The organism is Hyphomicrobiales bacterium (genome assembly GCA_030688605.1).
In the GTDB taxonomy this organism is placed as follows: domain Bacteria; phylum Pseudomonadota; class Alphaproteobacteria; order Rhizobiales; family NORP267; genus JAUYJB01.
This window is the reverse complement of record JAUYJB010000056.1, coordinates 1-17,942: the sequence shown is the minus strand read 5'-3', so window position 1 is coordinate 17,942 and position 17,942 is coordinate 1. Positions and strand designations below refer to the sequence as shown.

Genomic DNA, 17,942 nt, shown 5'->3' with positions numbered 1-17,942 from the left:
GATTTGGCCCACCGAAGGCCGGGTTCTTTTGCGCCGTGGCGGTGTTGCGGCTGTTGGCCGATGCACCGCATCGCCCGGCGAGCCGCGCCTGGCCACGGCGCAAAATCATCCCGGTCAAATGGTTTCCTATAACCATGAACCGCTCTAGAACAGGCCTTCGATCAGCCCCTGGTCGTTGAGCCGGATGCTGTTTGCCGCCGGCACCCGCGGCAGGCCGGGCATGGTCATGATCTCGCCGGTGATGGCGACCAGGAACTCGGCCCCGGCCGAATGCCGCACCTCGCGCACCGCCACGGCATGGCCGGACGGCGCGCCCTTGAGGTTCGGGTCGGTGGAGAATGAATACTGCGTCTTGGCCATGCAGATCGGGAAGTGGCCATAGCCGGACTCCTGCAGGTCCTTGAAGCGGGCACGGACGCTCTTGTCGGCGGTCACCTCGCTGGCGCCGTAAAGCTCGGTCGCGATGGTGCTCACCTTGTCCCATAGCGGCATGTCGTCGGGATAGAGCGGCTTGAATCCGGCCGCGCTGGAATCGCAGACCTCGACGATGTGGTGCGCGAGCTCCTCGGCGCCGGCGCCGCCGTCGGCCCACAGGGTGCACAGGATGGCCTTGGCGCCGAGCTCCTCGGCGGTGGCGCGGATCGCCTCGATCTCGGCGTCGGTATCGGTGACGAAGCGATTGATGGCGACGACCGGCGGCACGCCGAACTTTTTCACGTTGGCGATGTGGCGGGCGAGGTTGGCGCAGCCTTTGGTGACTGCTTCGACATTCTCCTCCTTCAGGCCGTCCTTGCCGACTCCGCCATGCATCTTCAAGGCCCGCACGGTGGCAACGATGACCGCGGCCGACGGCTTGAGCCCCGCCTTGCGGCACTTGATATCGAAGAATTTCTCCGCCCCGAGATCGGCGCCGAAGCCGGCCTCGGTGATCACATAGTCGCAGAGCTTGAGCGCGGTGCGGGTCGACAGCACCGAATTGCAGCCATGGGCGATGTTGGCGAATGGCCCGCCATGGATGAAGGCGGGATTGTTCTCCAGCGTCTGCACCAGGTTCGGCATCAGCGCGTCCTTCAGCAGCACGGTCATGGCGCCGGCGGCATCGAGCTCCCTGGCGGTCACCGGCTTGCGATCGCGGGTCTGGCCGACGACGATGTTGCCGAGCCGGCGCTCGAGGTCCTTAAGGTCCATGGCGAGGCACAGGATCGCCATCACCTCGGAGGCGACCGTAATGTCGAACCCATCCTCGCGCGGGAAGCCGTTGGCGACGCCGCCCAGCGAATTGACGATCTGGCGCAGCGCCCGGTCATTCATGTCGACGACGCGGCGCCAGGAGATGCGGCGCGGGTCGAGGCCCAGCGCGTTGCCCCAATAGATATGGTTGTCGGTCATCGCGGCGAGCAGATTGTTCGCCGAGGTGACGGCGTGGAAATCGCCGGTGAAATGGAGGTTGATGTCCTCCATCGGCACGACCTGGGCGTAGCCGCCGCCGGCGGCCCCGCCCTTGAGGCCGAAGCACGGGCCCAGCGACGGCTCGCGGATGCACAGCATCGCCCTCTTGCCGATGCGGTTGAGCGCGTCGCTGAGGCCGACCGTCGTCGTCGTCTTGCCCTCGCCGGCCGGCGTCGGCGTGATCGCGGTGACCAGGATCAGCTTGCCCTCGGGGCGGTCGGCGAGGCTGTCGATGAAGTCGAAGGTGATCTTGGCCTTGTAGGGACCGTAGTGAAGCAGCGCCTCGGGCGGAACGCAGATCCGGCCGGCGATCTCGGCGATCGGCTTCATGCTTGCTTCGCGGGCAATCTCGATGTCGCTCTTTACGGCCATCGCTTCCTCTGGTTCTCGCTGAGTTGATTGGTGGCCGGGCACTGCTCAATTGCCGAGCGTATCGCTCGCCTTGAGCCCGCTTTGGGCGGCGAATTCCGATGCCGGGATCTTGGCGCCCGAGGACGGCCGCACGCGCTTGACGAGGATGCCGCCCTTGCCGGCGGCAACCGTGATGCCGTCATCGGAAACGGCGACGATCTGCCCGGGCGCGCCCGTGGCGGCGTCGTCCCTGGCCGAGTCGAAGATGCTCACGGCCTCGCCCTTCAGCTCGGTCCAGGCGCCGGGCTGGGGATTGGCGGCGCGGATCAGATTGTAGATTTCGGCGGCAGGCCTTCCCCAATCGATCTTGACGAGGTCGCGCTTGAACCAGCTCTCATAGGTGGCCTCGGAATGATCCTGCTGGACCTTCGGCGCGGTGCCGTCGCGGACCAGGTCGACGGCTTCCATCATGGCGTCGACGCCCAACGGAAAGAGCTTCTTGAAATAGACGTCGCCCAGCGTCTCGTCGGGACCGATCTCGACCTCCCTCTGCAATAGGATCGGGCCCTCGTCGAGCGCTTCGTCGGGCCAGAAGATGGTCAGGCCCGTCTTGGTCTCGCCCATGGCGATCGACCAGTTGATGGAGGATGGGCCGCGATGCTTGGGCAGAAGCGAGGGATGGTACTGGATGGTGCCCAGCTTGGGCGCGTCGAGCACCGGCTGGGGCACGAGCAGGATCACATAGGCCATGACGCAGAGATCGGCGTTGAAGGATTTCATCAGCTCCAACGCTTCCGGCGTCTTCCAGCTCTTCGGCTGGTGCAGCGGCAGCCCCTTCTCGGCGGCGAACTCGGCCAGCGCATCGCGCGAGCGCCCCTCCTTGTCGGGCGCGCAGAATACGCCCACCACCTCTTCGCCGCGTTCCAGGAGCCTCTCCAGCACGGCCTTTCCGAACGCCTGCTGGCCGTGAACCACGATGCGCATCGTCCCTGCCTTCCCGTATTCGGTGCCCCGCACCCGGCGCGTCTATTCGGCAGCCACCCTTTGCTTGTCACCGATCGCACCGGAGCTCCGGATACGATCAATTTCCTGGTCGGAATACTCCAGCACGTCCCTCAGGATCTCCTCCGTGTGCTCGCCGAGCAGCGGTGAACGCTTCACCTCGGAGGGCGAATCGGAAAGTCTGACCGGATTGCCCACGGTCAGATACTTGCCGCGCTCAGGGTGATCGACCTCGACGATGGTGCCGCTGGCGCGCAGCGAGGGATCTTCCGCGATCTCCTTCATCGAAAGGATCGGACCGCAAGGTATGTCGAGGGGGTTGCACGCATCCATGACCTCGAACTTGGTCTTGGTCTTGGTCCACTCCTCGATCCTGTCGAAAATCTGTGAAACCTTGTCGAGCCGCGCATCGAACGTGGCGTAGTCGGGGTCTTTCTTCCATCCCGGCTCGCCGATCAGATCGCAGATCTTGTCCCATGCGGCCGCCTGGGTGATGAAATAGACATAGGCGTTCGGATCGGTCTCCCAGCCCTTGCATTTGACGATCCATCCCGGCTGCCCGCCGCCGGAATCATTGCCGGCGCGCGGCACCGTATCGCCGAATGCAATCCCCTGGCCGTACTGGCTATATTCCTTCAGCGGTCCGTGCTCGAGGCGCTGCTGGTCGCGCAGCTTGACCCGGCACAGATTGATCACTCCGCACTGCATGGTGGCCATGACGCGCTGGCCACGGCCGGTCTTCCCGCGCTGGAACAGGGCCGTGACGATGCCGAAGGCCAGATGCAGGCCGGTGCCGCTATCGCCGATCTGAGCGCCGGTAACGAGCGGCGGGCCGTCGCGGAAGCCGGTCGTAGACGCAGCGCCCCCGGTGCATTGGGCAACGTTCTCATAGACCTTGCAGTCCTCGTAGGGGCCTGGCCCGAAGCCCTTGATCGAGGCATAGATCATGCGCGGGTTGAGCTCCTGGATGCGCTCCCAGGAAAAGCCCATCCGGTCGAGTGCCCCGGGGGCGAAATTCTCTACCAGCACGTCGCAGCTCTTGACCAGACGTTCGAGCACCTCCTTGCCGGTCTCGCTCTTCGAGTTCAGCGTGATCGAGCGCTTATTGTGGTTGAGCATGGTGAAATAGAGGCTGTCCACGTTCGGAATGTCGCGCAGCTGTCCGCGCGTGGCGTCGCCGGTGCCGGGACGCTCGACCTTGATCACGTCGGCGCCGAACCAAGCCAGGAGCTGGGTGCAGGTCGGCCCCGACTGAACGTGGGTGAAATCCAGAATACGAATGCCTTCAAGTGCTTTCATCATGCTCTCTCGATGTTTATGTTCTCCGACACACTGCGTCCGGCTCAGATTCCCGCGCGCCGCCGGCGGTCCGGCGGTGCGGCAGGCAAGCGACGGCCGACAGGATTACTTGTCCATGGACTGCGCCTTGGTTCCGGGCGCATACTCGACGCCTTCCCGTGCCTTCATCGCGTGCTCGTTCATTTCTTGCGAACCACGCTTTGCGGGTTGAGGTTGCCGATGCGGCCGCTCTCCGTGCCGGCCGCCGGGTCGATCACCGCGTTGATGAGGGTCGGCTTGCCGGAGTCCATGGCCTTGTTCACGGCGCGGGCGAGCTCGTCGGGCGTCGTCACATGGACGCCCACGCCGCCGAATGCTTTTATGATCTTGTCGTAGCGCGCGTCCTTGATGAAGACGGTTGTCGCAGGGTCCGCGCCGCCAGCGGGATTGACGTCGGTTCCGCGATAGATGCCGCTATTGTTGAAGACGACCACACAGACCGGCAGGTTGTACCGGCAGATCGTTTCCACCTCCATGCCGGAGAAACCGAAGGCTGAGTCGCCTTCGACCGCAAGCACCGGCTTGCCGGTTTCGATGGCGGCTGCGATGGCAAAACCCATGCCGATGCCCATGACGCCCCAGGTGCCGACGTCGAGCCGCTTGCGCGGTTGATACATGTCGATGACGCCGCGCGCGAGATCGAGCGTGTTGGCGCCTTCGTTGACGAGGATCGCGTCCGGCCGCTCCTTGATGACGGCGCGCAGCACGCCGAACGCGCCGTGGAAGTCCATCGGCACGTTGTTGTTCCGCAGCTTCGGCGCCATCTTGGCGATGTTCGCTTCCTTTTTCGCGTTGACCGCGCCGGTCCACTCGCTCGGCGGCGCCGGCCACTTGCCGTCGAGCCCATCGAGCAGAGCCGAGACGCAGGAGCCGATGTCGCCGACCAAGGGAGCCGCGATCTCGACATTGCTGTCGATCTCCTTGGGCTCGATGTCGATCTGGACGAACTTCTTGAGCTCGGTGCCCCAGGTCTTGCCCTTGCCGTGCGACAGAAGCCAGTTGAGGCGGGCGCCGATCAGCATCACGACGTCGGCCTCTTTCAGCACCAGCGAGCGCGCCGCGCCCGCGCATTGCGGATGCGTGTCGGGCAACAGGCCCTTGGCCATGCTCATCGGCAGGAAAGGAATGCCGCTCTTTTCGATGAGCGCGCGGATCTCGTCATCGGCCTGCGCGTAGGCCGCGCCTTTGCCAAGAATGATCAGGGGGCGCCTGGCGCTCTTCAGCACATCGAGCGCGCGCTTGACGGCGGCCGGAGCGGGAAGCTGGGCCGGCGCCGGGTCGATGACCTTGACCAGTGACTTGGCTCCGGCCTCCGCGTCCATGACCTGAGGCAAGAGCTTGGCCGGCAGATCGAGATAGACGCCGCCCGGACGGCCGGAAACGGCGGCGCGGATCGCGCGCGCCACGCCGATGCCGATGTCCGCGGCATGCAGCACGCGGTAGGCCGCCTTGCAGAAGGGCTTGGCGATCGCCAGCTGGTCCATCTCCTCGTAGTCGCCCTGCTGCAGGTCGACGATCTCGCGCTCCGACGAGCCCGAGATCAGGATCGTCGGGAAGCAGTTGGTGGTGGCGTTGGCCAGCGCCGTCAGGCCGTTGAGAAAGCCGGGGGCCGACACGGGGAGGCAGATGCCGGGCTTTTTCGTCAGGAAACCGGCGATTGCGGCGGCGTAGCCGGCGTTCTGCTCATGCCGGAAGGAGATGACGCGCAGCCCAGCGGCCTGCGCCATGCGGCCCAAATCCGTGATCGGGATGCCGGGCACGCCGTAGATCGTGTTGATGCCGTTGAGCTTGAGCGCGTCAATGACGAGGTGAAATCCATCCGTCAGCTCCTGCTCCGCCTCGGCGGCGCTTGCATCTATGCTCTGCACTTTTGCGGACATTCCGCTCTCTCCGTAAAGATCCTTCGCTCAACCGGTTCGGCTATGATTCTTGGAACGCGCGCGCCGCCGTCTCGTCGTGGCCGACGTCGATGATGCGGATGTCCTCGCCGGCGCTCTTCCTGGCCGGCTTGTCCGTCGCGGCGCTCGTCTCGGCGCGTGTGTCTGTCGCTGTGCTGGGCATCATTGGCCTCCCTTTGCGAGCGGGCGTTTCTGTTCCGGTTCGACGAAGGTCTAGGCGGCGTGTTCTTGGTCCTCCACCCATGTGCGGGCGACATGGACGTGGAGATTGAGCGTATGTTCGCGCACCAGGCGCTCGGCGAGGTCGGCGTTGCGCCCCTCCAGCGCCTCGATGATGTGCAGATGATCGACGATCGAGCGCAACACCCGGTCATCCTCCGAGATGGTGCGGTGGCGGATGGCGCGCATGTGCACGAACAGCCCGTCGGCGATCTGCTTTAGGAGCGCGCATTTCGACATTTCGAGGATCGACTGGTGGAACTTGATGTTCTGTTCGGAATATTCGTCGATATTAGCGCCGATTTCGTCTCCCTTGAATGTGGCAAAAAGCGTCCTCAGGGCGCCGATCTCCTGGTCACTGGCGTGCAGCGTCGCCAGCCGTGCGGCCATGCTCTCCAGTGCCGCCCAAACCATGATCATCTCGAGGATCTCGTTCTTGCTTTTGCGGGCGATGAACACGCCCTTGCGCGGCACGATGCGCACCAGCCCTTCCTGCTCCAGGCGGGCCAGCGCCTCGCGCACCGGGGTGCGCGAGATGCGCAGCCGCTGCGACAGCTCGCGCTCGTCGAGGCGCAGCTCGGCGTCGGCCGCATAGGTGTTGGGCGAGGTGATGGCCTGTTTCAGCGTCGTGTAGATGCGCTCCTTCAGGCTCGGGCTGGAATCGATCGGCCGCAACCGGATTCTGGCCGTCCGATTGGCTGCGCGATGCTGTGCCATCTCCGGTGTCTCCTTGTTTGTGGTATGCCATACACCACGCACGCGCGTCCGACAATATCAAACCCCGACCATGAGGCTCACCAGCGATTAAAGGCCTTCGGGTCAGGTTCTTCCCCAGGCCATGGGCCTTGTCAGGTCTGTGCGCTGCCGGCTTCCGCCTTGCCGCGCGCTTGTCTGCGGAGCCAGATGATCCGGGCTATCGGCAGCATGAACAGCGCGAGCGCGGCCACCATGATCGGCGCCGACAGCGGGCGCTGGAAGAAGATCAGTATCGAGCCGTCGCTCATGATCAGGCTCTGGCGCAGCGCCTCTTCCGTCGACGCGCCAAGCACAAGGGCGACAATGAGCGGAGCCAGCGGATAATCCAGCCGGCGCAGGATGAAGCCGATGACGCCGAAAATGACCACCAGCCAGAGGTCCATGACCGCGTTCTGGATGGCATAGGCGCCGACAAGGGACAGCACGACGATGATCGGCGCCAGGATGGCGTAGGGGGTGCGCAGCATCAGCGCCAGGAGCGGCGTCGCCGTCAGGCAGATCAACAGCGCCCCCAGATTGGCCAGATACAGGCTGGCGATGAACGACCAGACGAATTCCGGCTGCTCGGTGAACAGCCGCGGGCCCGGGATGAAGCCCCACATGAAGACACCGGCCATCAGGATGGCGGCGGTGGGCGACCCGGGGATGCCGAGCACCAGCATGGGCAGGATTGCGCCGGTGCCGGCGGCGTTGTTCGCCGCCTCCGGCGCCAGCACGCCTTCGATGGCGCCCTTGCCGAAACGCTCCGGGTGGCGCGAAATTTTCTGGGCGAAGCCGTAGGCCATGAACGAGGCCGGCGTCGCCCCGGCGCCGGGCAGGATGCCGGTGACGAAGCCGAGCAGCGCGGAGCCGGACGCCAGCCAGAAGTTGCTGAACACGGCCCTGGCGCCCGCGGTGATGTCGTGCAGCCCCAGCTTGGCGGCGCGCGTCACTTCCTCGATCTGCACCTTATATCGCTCGGCGGCATTGACAAGCACCTCGCCGACGCCGAACAGGCCGATCGTCACGGGCACGAAATGGAAGCCGCGCATCATCTCGATAGTCCCGAAGGTGAGCCGCGGCTGGCCGGTGACGATGTCGAGGCCGACGGTGGACAACAGGAAGCCTGCGGCGATCATGACGAGCGCCTTGTTGGGATTGCCGCCGAGGCCTATGAAGGTGCCGAAGGCGATCATCAGGACCGCGAACATTTCCGGCGGGCCAAAGCGCAGGGCCATCTCGGCGAAGGGCACGGCGAAGAAGGTGAACAGCACCGAGGCGATGATGGCGCCGAAGAACGACACCCAGAAGCCGGTCGACATGGCGAGCCCGGCCTTGCCCTGCTTGGCCAACGGCCGGCCGTCGAACATCACCGCGACGGACCAGGGATTGCCGGGCACGCCGAACAGGATCGAGGTGATCAGGCCGCCATACATCGAGCCCCAATAAATTCCCGCGAGCATCACCAGCGCGGCGACTGGCTCGAAGAAGACGGTGATAGGAAGCAGGATAGCGACGCCGGTCGTCCCGCCGACCCCCGGGAGCACGCCCACCAGCAGCCCCAATATCACGCCCAGCATCATGAAGCCGAGGCGAGAAGGTTCCATCAGCGCGCCGAAACCGGTCATAAGCAAGTCGAGGGCTTCCATCGTGTCAAACTATCCCTGTTGGCAGCATGGATGGTGTAATGGCGCGGCGGAATCAGAACGGCAGGATGTTCGACTTGTAGAACATGCTCATGGGCATCGAGATATTGAAGCCCTCGCGCAGCGTCAGCCACATGATCACCGGCAGCAGGACGCCTCCGGCAATCGCCTGGTACCAGCGGAACTTGCCGTACCACGCCATGAAGAAGGCGATGTACAGCCCGGCGCTGAGGTAAAGGCCGAGCCAGCGAATAAGGGCGACGACGACCACAATGGGAATTCCCACCTTGAGCAGATCCTCGACCTCCTGCGAAAACTCTAGGTACGGACGCAAGTCGGGGTGGCGGTAGATATCCACGTAAACCACCCCCAGCGTCCCGAGGATCATCAGGATCGTCAGGACGAAGGGAAAGAAGCCGGGCTGAGGGCCCGAGTCCCCCCAGCCCGGCCCCAGCCGGATCGATTCTGACAGGAGCAGGACGCCCAGCAGGAGTACGCAGATGACCGTTCCGACCTCGACCGCTCGGTGTGTCGTCCGCAACCAGATGGGTGCCATGTCCCGTCCTCGTCACCTGGTGTGCAGACGCCGGAGCCCGGCGTCTGCCATTGGTCTCAGTCTTCCAGATCGGAACGAAGCTCCCAACCGAACTCGTCGCGCATCATCCGAACGTGATTTTTTTCGAATTCGACGAGAAAGTCCCGGTATCCGTCGGGACCCTTGTAGGTCGCCACCATGCCGTTTTTCTTCATGAAGTCCTGCCATTCCGGGGCATCGAAGACCTTCCTGAACAGCTGGTCGTACCAGGCCTTCGCCTCTTCCGGCATGTCGGGCGGGCCGATCAGTCCGCGCACCTGGTGCAAACCGGTCTCCAGGTCGAGAAGCTTGGCCAATTCGCCATCGCCCTCGGTGCCGATCTTGAGCTCCCAATGAGTCGGGGTGTCCGGCACGGTGGGGTGACGCTCCTTGGCGAACATGACGATCGGGATCAGCTTGTCTGGATAGTGCGGCAAGGCCTCCGCCGGCTGGTTGACGTTGAAGTCCGAATGCCCACCGGCGACATTCGAGGCGACCACGCCGCCGCCCGACTGGGGAACGTAGCGGAATGGCTCACAGCCGGCCGCCTTCTGGAGCAGCCCTATCTGGATCTCGTCTTCCTGCCTGGCGCCGGTGCCAGTGGCGGTGAGGCGCCGCTCCTTGCAAGCGGCATGGAACTCCTCCCAGCTCTTGAATTTCGTCGGATTCACCCACAACAGGAACGGATCCGTCGTCATCATCGCCACGGGGGTGAGGTCCCGAGAGGTGTACATCACCGGGATCTTCTGCTGCAGCGGCGTAGTGACGATGCTGTTCAGCGTCGGTGTGATGTAGTGCGGGTCGCCCTTCTGGCTGTATAGATAGGTCAGCGCAACGGCCCCCGCGCCGCCCGGCATGTTCACCGGCGTGATCGGCACCGGCGACAGCTTGTACTTTTCGATAATGCCCGTCCACAACCGCGTGTAGATGTCGGAGCCGCCGCCCGGCGAGGTCTGGATCACGATCTCGATCGGACGCTCCGGCTGCCACTGGGCAATTGCCGATTGCGGCGCCGCCCAGGCCGAGAGGCCCAATCCAAGCCCTGCGCCGAGGGCCAATAGACTACGTCTTGTATGAAGCATCGGATTTCCTCCCATTTCACAGCCTTTTGGATTTCGGCTGCCCACTCGTTGGTTGGTTCTGCGCCCGTCTTCATACGCGGGCTTTGACGGAGGGCGGTATATGTCGATCCACCCTGCATTCTTGTTGCTGGTATGCCACCGATAGAACAAGCATCCAGAATCGCGCCTTGTCAAGCGCCTGTCGAGCGCCGATGGCAGTTTACCAACTGTAACGCCGCAAGAACGGGACTGAGAAGCCATTTCTGCTAAGATCGGTCGGCGCCACGATCTCGGATTGTCTGGCCGCGGCGTCTGGCATATGGTGTGTGGGATACCACAGACACCGCCGCCACCGCGCCACGGTCGCGGCGCAGAGGCCGAGAAATGATATTTCGCCACCGCCGCCTTGAGCAAGTGGCGCCGGCGCAGGGAGGTTCGCGTCGATGAACATTCACGAATATCAGGCCAAGTCTATTCTCGCCGATTATGGCGTGCCGCTGCCGCGCGGCGGGGTCGCCGAAAGTGCCGAAGAGGCGGTGCGGCTGGCCGAGGAGATCGGCGGCCGGCGCTGGGTGCTGAAGGCCCAGGTGCTGGCCGGAGACCGCGGGCCGGCGGGCGGCGTCCGCTTCGCCGCCAGCCCGGAGGCCGTGCGCGCGGCGGCGAACGATCTCATTGGGCGCTCGCTGGTGACGGCGCAGACCGGGCCGCGGGGCTTCACGGTGCGCAAGCTGTGGCTCGAGGAGGCGATCGATCACGACCGCAGCATCTATGTCGCCGTGCTCGTCGACCGGTCGAGCGGCCAGGTGGCGTTGATCGGCGCGCGCAGCGGGGCTGAGGATATCGAGGAGCGGGCGGCCCGGGAACCGGGGCTGATCGCCAAGGTCGAGGCCGACCCGGTCAACGGCTTTTCCGCCAGCGAGCTGAAGTCGTTCGCGAGACGCCTGGCGCTCGAAGGACGACTGGCGGAGGCCGCGGCGGGGCTGTTCTTGACGCTGTACAAGGCCTTCGTCGAGCTCGACGCCAACCTGATCGAGATCAACCCCTTGGCCATAACCCCCGAACGCGGGCTCGTCGCGCTCGACGTCAAGATGGCGTTCGACGACAACGCTTTGTTCCGCCATCCGGACATCGCCGCCTTGCGCGATCCGGCCGACACCGATCCGGAAGAACTCGAGGCACAGCGCCACGAGATGAACTATGTCAAGCTCGACGGCGACATCGGCGTCGTCGTCAACGGCGCGGGCCTGGCGCTGGCAAGCCTCGACATGCTGTTCGACGCGGGGGGAAAGCCCGCCAATTTCATGGATATCAGGCCGGAAGCTTCGAGCCGGCAGATCGCCGAAGGCGTTTCGCTGCTGCTCGCCAATCCCAAGGTCAAGGTGATGCTGGTCAATGTCTATGGCGGCGGCCTTCTGCCCTGCGACACGGTGGTGGAGGGAATTTCCATGGCGCTGAAGCGCGGCGGGCGGAAGATCCCGATGGTGTTTCGCGCCGCCGGCTCGAACGCGGAGCTTGCGCGCGAGCGGCTGCGCAATTACGGCATCGCCTACGTTCCGGCCGCCGACATGGCCGAAGCGGTGCGGCTGGCGGTCGAGATCGGACGAAAAGAAGCAGCGTGATGGGGGAGGCAGCGTAATGGCGGTGCTGATCGGGTCCGAGACGCGGGTGCTGTGCCAGGGCATGACCGGGCGCATGGGCACCTTTCATTGCGAACGGATGATCGCTTACGGCACCAAGCTGGTCGGCGGCGTGCGCCCGGGCAAGGGCGGCAAGCGGCATTTGAACCTGCCGGTGTTCGATTCGGTCGCCGAGGCGGTCGAGAAGACCGGCGCCGACGCCAGCATCATCTTCGTGCCGCCGGACAATGCGGCCGCCGCCATGATCGAGGCGATCGAGGCGCAGGTGCCGCTCGTCGTATGCGTGACCGAGCGGGTGCCAGTGCTCGACATGGTCCGCGTGCGCCACGCGCTCAACAGCTCCAAGACCCGCCTGATCGGGCCGAATTCGCAAGGGCTGCTGGTGCCCGAATCGTGCAAGATCGGCGTCATGCCGGCGATCCACGAACGGCCGGGGCGCATCGGCATCGTCTCGCGCTCGGCCTCCGTCACCTCCGAGGTGGTCGAGCAGACAAGCCGGCTGAAGCTCGGCCAGTCGACCACCGTCGGCGTCGGCGGCGATCCGGTGCACGGGCTTTCCCTTGCCGCCTGCCTGGAGCTGTTCCTCGCCGATCCGCAGACCGATGGCATCATCCTGATCGGCGAGATCGGCGGCGCGGAGGAGGAGGAAGCGGCCGATTTCCTGCGCGCGGCTAGGCCGAAAAAGCCCATAACCGGCTTTGTCACCGGGCGTCACGCGCTGCCGCGCCGGCGCATGGGCCATGCCGGTACGCTCAACGTCTTCGGCGGCGGCGACGCGGCAAGCAAGATCGAGGCGCTGCGCGCGGCGGGTGTTATTGTCGCGCCGGACGCGGCAACCATTGGCGAAACCATGCGTCGCGCGCTATGAAGCTGACCCCATGAACGAAATGATACAAAAAGGCGCGGGCCGGCCGATCCATCCAGGCTCCGGGCGGCGCAAGGCGCCGATGTTCCCCAAGGGACGGCTGTTGAAGCCGGAGGAGACCGACGCCGTGCGCGCGCTCCTCGGCGACAGGCCGCGCCGACGCGATCTGCTGATCGAGTATCTGCACCTGATCCAGGACGCCGAAGGCTGCCTGCCCGCGGGCCATCTGCAGGCGCTTGGCGAGGAGTTGCGCGTCCCCATGGCCGAGGTCTATGAGGTTGCCTCCTTCTACGCCCATTTCGACATCGTCCGCGACGGCGAGGCGCGTCCCGCGCCGGTCACCATCCGGGTCTGCGACTCGCTCTCCTGCATGCTCGCCGGCGCCGAGGCTCTGCTCAAGGCACTCGGCGAAAAGACGGGCGATGAGGTGCGCGTTATGCGCGCGCCGTGCATGGGCCGCTGCGACACCGCGCCCGTGTGCGAGGTCGGCCACCGCCATCTCGACCATGCGGGCGTTGATACCGTGAAGGCCGTCGTCGCGGCGGGCGACCTGCACCCACAAATCCCCGCCTATCAGGACTATGACGCCTATGTCGCCGGCGGCGGCTACCAGGTGCTGCGCTCCTGCATTGACGGAACGCGCGGCGTCGAAGAGGTGATCGATACGCTATCCGACGGCGGCCTGCGCGGCCTGGGCGGAGCCGGCTTTCCAACTGGGCGCAAATGGTCGCTGGTGCGCCAGACCACGGCTCCGCGGCTCTTGACCGTCAATGCCGACGAAGGCGAGCCCGGCACCTTCAAGGACCGCTTCTATCTCGAAAGAGAGCCGCACAAGTTCCTCGAAGGCACGCTAATCGCGGCCTGGGCGGTCGAGGCCGAGGCGGTCTACATCTATCTGCGCGACGAATACCCGGCGGTCCGCGAGATCCTGCTCAAGGAGATCGCCCGCGTCGAAGCGGCCGGCCTCGCCAAGCACGCCAAGATCCATCTGCGCCGCGGCGCCGGTGCCTATATCTGCGGCGAGGAATCGGCGATGATCGAATCGATCGAGGGCAAGCGCGGCCTGCCGCGCCACCGTCCGCCCTATGTCGCCGAGGTCGGGCTGTTCGGCCGGCCGACGCTGGTCAACAATGTCGAGACCCTCTACTGGGTGCCGGAAATCCTGGAAAAGGGCGCCGACTGGTTCGCGTCCCAGGGCAGGAACGGCGCCAAGGGCCTGCGCTCCTATTCGGTGTCGGGCCGGGTGAAGCAGCCCGGCGTGGTCCTCGCGCCCGCCGGCACCACGGCGCGGGGACTCATTGACGAATATTGCGGCGGCATGGCCGACGGCCACACCTTCAAGGCCTATCTGCCGGGCGGCGCCTCCGGCGGCATCCTGCCGGCGACCATGGCCGACATCCCGCTCGATTTCGGCCAGTTGGAGAAGCACGGCGGCTTCGTCGGCAGCCACGCGGTTGTCATCCTGTCCGACAAGGACGACATGAAGGAGGTGGCGCTCAACCTGATGCAGTTCTTCGAGGACGAGAGCTGCGGCCAGTGCACGCCATGCCGCAACGGCACCGAAAAGGCGGTCAAGCTGATGGAAGCCGGCAAATGGAACCCGGCCGTGCTCAAGGACCTCGCCCAGGTGATGGCCGACGCCTCGATCTGCGGCCTCGGCCAGGCTGCGCCCAACCCGCTCCTCAGCGTGCTCAAATATTTCCCGGAGGATTTGTGATGAAGCAGGCCGAGGCGAAGGCCGCGCTTGAGAGTTTTTGGGACGATTGGTGGCCCAACAATAGGGAATCTTTGCGCGCCGCAGAATCGACGGCTGATTTGGAGTGCGTTTCTGCGTTTCTCGAAAAATACCCGGCTTATGAGAATTTCCGTGCCCGGATCGGCGCAAGGCATCGACTAGAATTGTGGGCGGACAAGTTACGCCGCGATGCAATCATGAGTGAGAACGCTAGATTGGGATTGTTGTGATGACCAAGACCATCCACTTCACCCTTGACGGCGCCGAGGTCGAAGCCCGCGAGGGCGAGACCATCTGGCAGGTGGCTGAGCGCGAGGGCGTCGAGATCCCGCATCTGTGCTGGCTGCCGGAGCCCGGCTACCGCGCCGACGGCAATTGCCGCGCCTGCATGGTCGAGATCGAGGGCGAGCGGGTGCTCGCCGCCTCCTGCATCCGCAAGGTAAGCGAAGGCATGAAGGTCAACACGGCGTCGGAGCGCGCCAAAAAGAGCCGCGAGCTGGTATTCGAGCTGCTGCTCGCCGACCAGCCCGAGCGGGACAGGGCGCACGACCCGAAGTCGCGCTTCTGGAACTGGGTCGACGCCATGGGTGTTCAGCCGGCAAGCCGCTTTCCGGCGCGTGCCGATATCGCGCCCGATTCGAGCCACGGTGCCATCGCCGTCAATCTCGATGCCTGCATCCACTGCAATCTTTGCGTGCGCGCCTGCCGCGAGGTCCAGGCCAACGACGTCATCGGCATGGCCTATCGCGGCGCCGGGGCGAAGATCGTCTTCGATTTCGACGAGGGCATGGGCCAATCGACCTGCGTTGCCTGCGGCGAATGCGTTCAGGTCTGCCCGACCGGGGCGCTGATGGAGGCCAATCTCGTCGACAAGTCCGGCGTGCGCACTGAGTTCGAGGAGCGATCGGTCGACACGCTGTGCCCTTATTGCGGCGTTGGCTGCCAGACCAGGGTCCACGTCAAGGACGGCAGGATCCTCTATGTCGACGGCCGCGACGGGCCGGCCAACAACAACAGGCTGTGCGTCAAGGGCCGCTTCGGCTTCGACTATGTGCACCACCCGCACCGGCTCAGGGTGCCGATGGTCCGGCGCGCCGACGCGCCCAAATCGGCCGACATCGAGATCGATCCGGCCAACCCGTGGACCCATTTCCGCGAGGCGACGTGGGAGGAGGCGCTCGATGCGGCGGCTTCAGGCCTAAAAAAGGTCCTCGACCGCGACGGCGGCCAGGCGCTCGCCGGCTTCGGCTCGGCCAAATGCTCCAACGAGGAAGCCTATCTGTTCCAGAAGCTGATCCGCCAGGGTTTCGGCACCAACAATGTCGACCACTGCACGAGGCTCTGCCACGCTTCGTCCGTCGCGGCGCTGATGGAAGGCATCGGCTCGGGCGCCGTGACCGCGCCGTTTACCGCGGCAAAGGACGCCGAATGCATCATCGTCATCGGCGCCCGGCCGACGGAGAACCACCCCGTCGCCGCGACGTTTCTGAAGAACGCCGCCAAGCAGGGCAAGCAGCTCATCGTCATCGACCCGCGCGGCCATTCGAATGGCCTTGCCCGCCACGCCAGCGCGGTGCTGCAGTTCAAGGCCGGCACCGACGTGGCGCTGCTCAACGCCATGCTCAACGTGATCATGGAAGAAGATCTCTACGACACCCAATATGTCCAGGCCCATACGGAAGGCTTCACGGCGCTCAGGGAGAAGGTCGCCGAGTTCACGCCTGAGGCGATGCAGGACGTCTGCGGCGTCGCCGCCGAGACGATCCGCTCCGTGGCGCGCACCTATGCCACAAGCCGGGCCTCGATCATCTTCTGGGGCATGGGCATCTCGCAGCACACCCACGGCACCGACAATGCGCGCGGGCTCATCGCGCTGGCGCTGACCACCGGCCAGGTCGGCCGGCCCGGCACCGGCCTGCACCCGCTGCGCGGCCAGAACAACGTCCAGGGCGCGTCCGATGCCGGCCTCATCCCGATGTTCTATGCCGACTACAAGTCGGTCGAGGACCAGGCGGTGCGCGATATGTACCAGACTTTCTGGGGCCGCGATCTCGACCCCAAAAAGGGCCTGACCGTGGTCGAGATCGTCAACGCCATCCACGCCGGCGGGATCAAGGGCATGTACATCCTCGGTGAGAACCCGGCCATGTCCGACCCCGACCAGTCCCACGCCCGCGCCGCGTTCGCCAGGCTCGAGCATCTGGTGGTCCAGGACATCTTCCTCACCGAGACCGCCTGGCATGCCGACGTGGTGCTGCCGGCGACCGCGCACGCGGAGAAGTGCGGCACCTACACCAACACCAACCGCGAGGTGCAGATCGGCCGCCCGGTGCTCAACCCGCCCGGCAGCGCGCGCCAGGACTGGGAGCTGATCCAGGAGCTTGCCCGGCGCATCGGCCTTGACTGGAGCTACGCGCATCCGCGCGACATCTTCGCCGAGATGGCCGAGGTCATGCCGTCGCTCGCCAACATCAGTTGGGAGCGGCTGGAGCGCGAGGACGCGGTCACCTATCCGTGCCAGGCGCCGGACAAGCCGGGCGACGAGATCATGTTTTCCGACGGCTTTCCGACCGCCTCCGGCCGCGGCAAGCTGGTTCCCACCGACCTGCGGCCGCCAGCCGAGGTGCCCGACGAGACCTATCCGTGGGTACTGTCGACGGGGCGGCTTCTGGAGCACTGGCACACCGGCGCCATGAGCCGGCGCGCTTCCCAGCTCGACACCCTGGAGCCCGAGGCCGTCGCCTGCCTGAACCGCAGGGACCTCGCCAAACTCGGCGTCGCGCCGGGGACGCTGATCAAGGTGGCGACGCGGCGCGGCGAGATCGTGCTCAAGGCGCGCCAGGACCGCGACGTGCCGGAGGGCACGGTGTTCATCCCCTTCTGCTTTTCCGAGGCCGCGGCCAACCTGTTGACCAATCCGCAGCTAGATCCCATGGGCACGATCCCCGAGTTCAAGTTCTGCGCGGCCAGGGTGGAGCCTGTCGAACGCGCCAAGGCGGCGGCGGAATAGGTCGCCCAACGGGCCGGGCCTCATGGTGTGAGGGCGCCCCCGGAAACAAGAGGCGAGGAGCGTCCGAAGGACGCGACAGGGACTTAAGAAGTCCGGGGGCCATGATGGGCAGCAGCGGATACATCAGGTCCGTTTGAAACCTCGGCACTGACGCATGGATTGCCCCCGGGCATCGCCCCCTGGGTCTCGCTTTGCCGATCCCGAGGGCAGCCTTTGCCGATCCCGAGGGCAGGCTTGTAAGACCCGGCCATGATGGGGTGGACGGCCGCTGCTCAACGGCATCGCAATGTGCCAGAACGGGGCTGCTATTGAGCGCCACCTTGCGAGAGGAGACGTCCGACATGCAGGTTGGAGCGCATTTCGTGAAACCGGTGTCACTCAAAGCGCTCTAACTTCTTTATTTTACACGCATTTTTGTCCGA

General features: G+C 65.2%; 14 protein-coding genes. 5 read left to right on the top strand and 9 right to left on the bottom strand.

All coding sequences use genetic code 11. The annotated features are described in order from the left end of the window. Positions 1-144: 144 nt before the first annotated feature. From Q8P46_06625 to Q8P46_06585, 9 genes are all read right to left on the bottom strand, one after another. Positions 145-1,821 carry a formate--tetrahydrofolate ligase gene (locus Q8P46_06625; GenBank protein ID MDP2619837.1) on the bottom strand — a complete coding sequence of 559 codons (1,677 nt, stop codon included), beginning with the start codon at positions 1,819-1,821 and terminating at the stop codon, positions 145-147. A 45-nt stretch (positions 1,822-1,866) separates the two neighbouring features. After that, a complete protein-coding gene (locus Q8P46_06620) occupies positions 1,867-2,784 on the bottom strand; it encodes a methionyl-tRNA formyltransferase (protein MDP2619836.1) in 918 nt (305 codons plus the stop codon). Positions 2,785-2,826: 42 nt separating this feature from the next. Further along, the gene (gene frc / locus Q8P46_06615) at positions 2,827-4,104 is read right to left on the bottom strand and encodes a formyl-CoA transferase (GenBank protein ID MDP2619835.1); all 1,278 of its coding nucleotides are present in this window, start codon (positions 4,102-4,104) and stop codon (positions 2,827-2,829) included. Between the two features lie 176 nt (positions 4,105-4,280). After that, positions 4,281-6,020, bottom strand: coding sequence for an oxalyl-CoA decarboxylase (gene oxc, locus Q8P46_06610; protein MDP2619834.1), 1,740 nt, complete (start codon positions 6,018-6,020; stop codon positions 4,281-4,283). 40 nt (positions 6,021-6,060) lie between these two features. Then, a complete protein-coding gene (locus tag Q8P46_06605) occupies positions 6,061-6,201 on the bottom strand; it encodes a hypothetical protein (GenBank protein ID MDP2619833.1) in 141 nt (46 codons plus the stop codon). Between the two features lie 50 nt (positions 6,202-6,251). Continuing rightward, positions 6,252-6,974, bottom strand: coding sequence for a GntR family transcriptional regulator (locus tag Q8P46_06600; GenBank protein ID MDP2619832.1), 723 nt, complete (start codon positions 6,972-6,974; stop codon positions 6,252-6,254). A gap of 131 nt (positions 6,975-7,105) precedes the next feature. Further along, a complete protein-coding gene (locus Q8P46_06595; protein MDP2619831.1) occupies positions 7,106-8,641 on the bottom strand; it encodes a tripartite tricarboxylate transporter permease in 1,536 nt (511 codons plus the stop codon). A 52-nt stretch (positions 8,642-8,693) separates the two neighbouring features. Further along, positions 8,694-9,194, bottom strand: a complete 501-nt coding sequence (locus tag Q8P46_06590) for a tripartite tricarboxylate transporter TctB family protein (GenBank protein MDP2619830.1) — start codon at positions 9,192-9,194, stop codon at positions 8,694-8,696. A gap of 56 nt (positions 9,195-9,250) precedes the next feature. Continuing rightward, positions 9,251-10,294, bottom strand: coding sequence for a tripartite tricarboxylate transporter substrate binding protein (locus Q8P46_06585; protein MDP2619829.1), 1,044 nt, complete (start codon positions 10,292-10,294; stop codon positions 9,251-9,253). Positions 10,295-10,716: 422 nt separating this feature from the next. On the opposite strand from Q8P46_06585, the gene sucC reads away from it, so the two are divergent. The 5 genes from sucC to fdhF are packed head-to-tail and all read left to right on the top strand — an operon-like array spanning position 10,717 to position 17,520. Then, the gene (gene sucC / locus Q8P46_06580) at positions 10,717-11,892 is read left to right on the top strand and encodes an ADP-forming succinate--CoA ligase subunit beta (protein ID MDP2619828.1); all 1,176 of its coding nucleotides are present in this window, start codon (positions 10,717-10,719) and stop codon (positions 11,890-11,892) included. 16 nt (positions 11,893-11,908) lie between these two features. Beyond that, a complete protein-coding gene (gene sucD / locus Q8P46_06575) occupies positions 11,909-12,778 on the top strand; it encodes a succinate--CoA ligase subunit alpha (GenBank protein ID MDP2619827.1) in 870 nt (289 codons plus the stop codon). A 10-nt stretch (positions 12,779-12,788) separates the two neighbouring features. Beyond that, positions 12,789-14,492 carry an NAD(P)H-dependent oxidoreductase subunit E gene (locus Q8P46_06570; protein MDP2619826.1) on the top strand — a complete coding sequence of 568 codons (1,704 nt, stop codon included), beginning with the start codon at positions 12,789-12,791 and terminating at the stop codon, positions 14,490-14,492. Then, a complete protein-coding gene (locus Q8P46_06565) occupies positions 14,492-14,740 on the top strand; it encodes a hypothetical protein (protein ID MDP2619825.1) in 249 nt (82 codons plus the stop codon). Before Q8P46_06570 ends, Q8P46_06565 begins: the two co-directional genes overlap by 1 nt. Continuing rightward, positions 14,740-17,520, top strand: a complete 2,781-nt coding sequence (fdhF, locus tag Q8P46_06560; protein MDP2619824.1) for a formate dehydrogenase subunit alpha — start codon at positions 14,740-14,742, stop codon at positions 17,518-17,520. Before Q8P46_06565 ends, fdhF begins: the two co-directional genes overlap by 1 nt. Positions 17,521-17,942 lie beyond the last annotated feature (422 nt).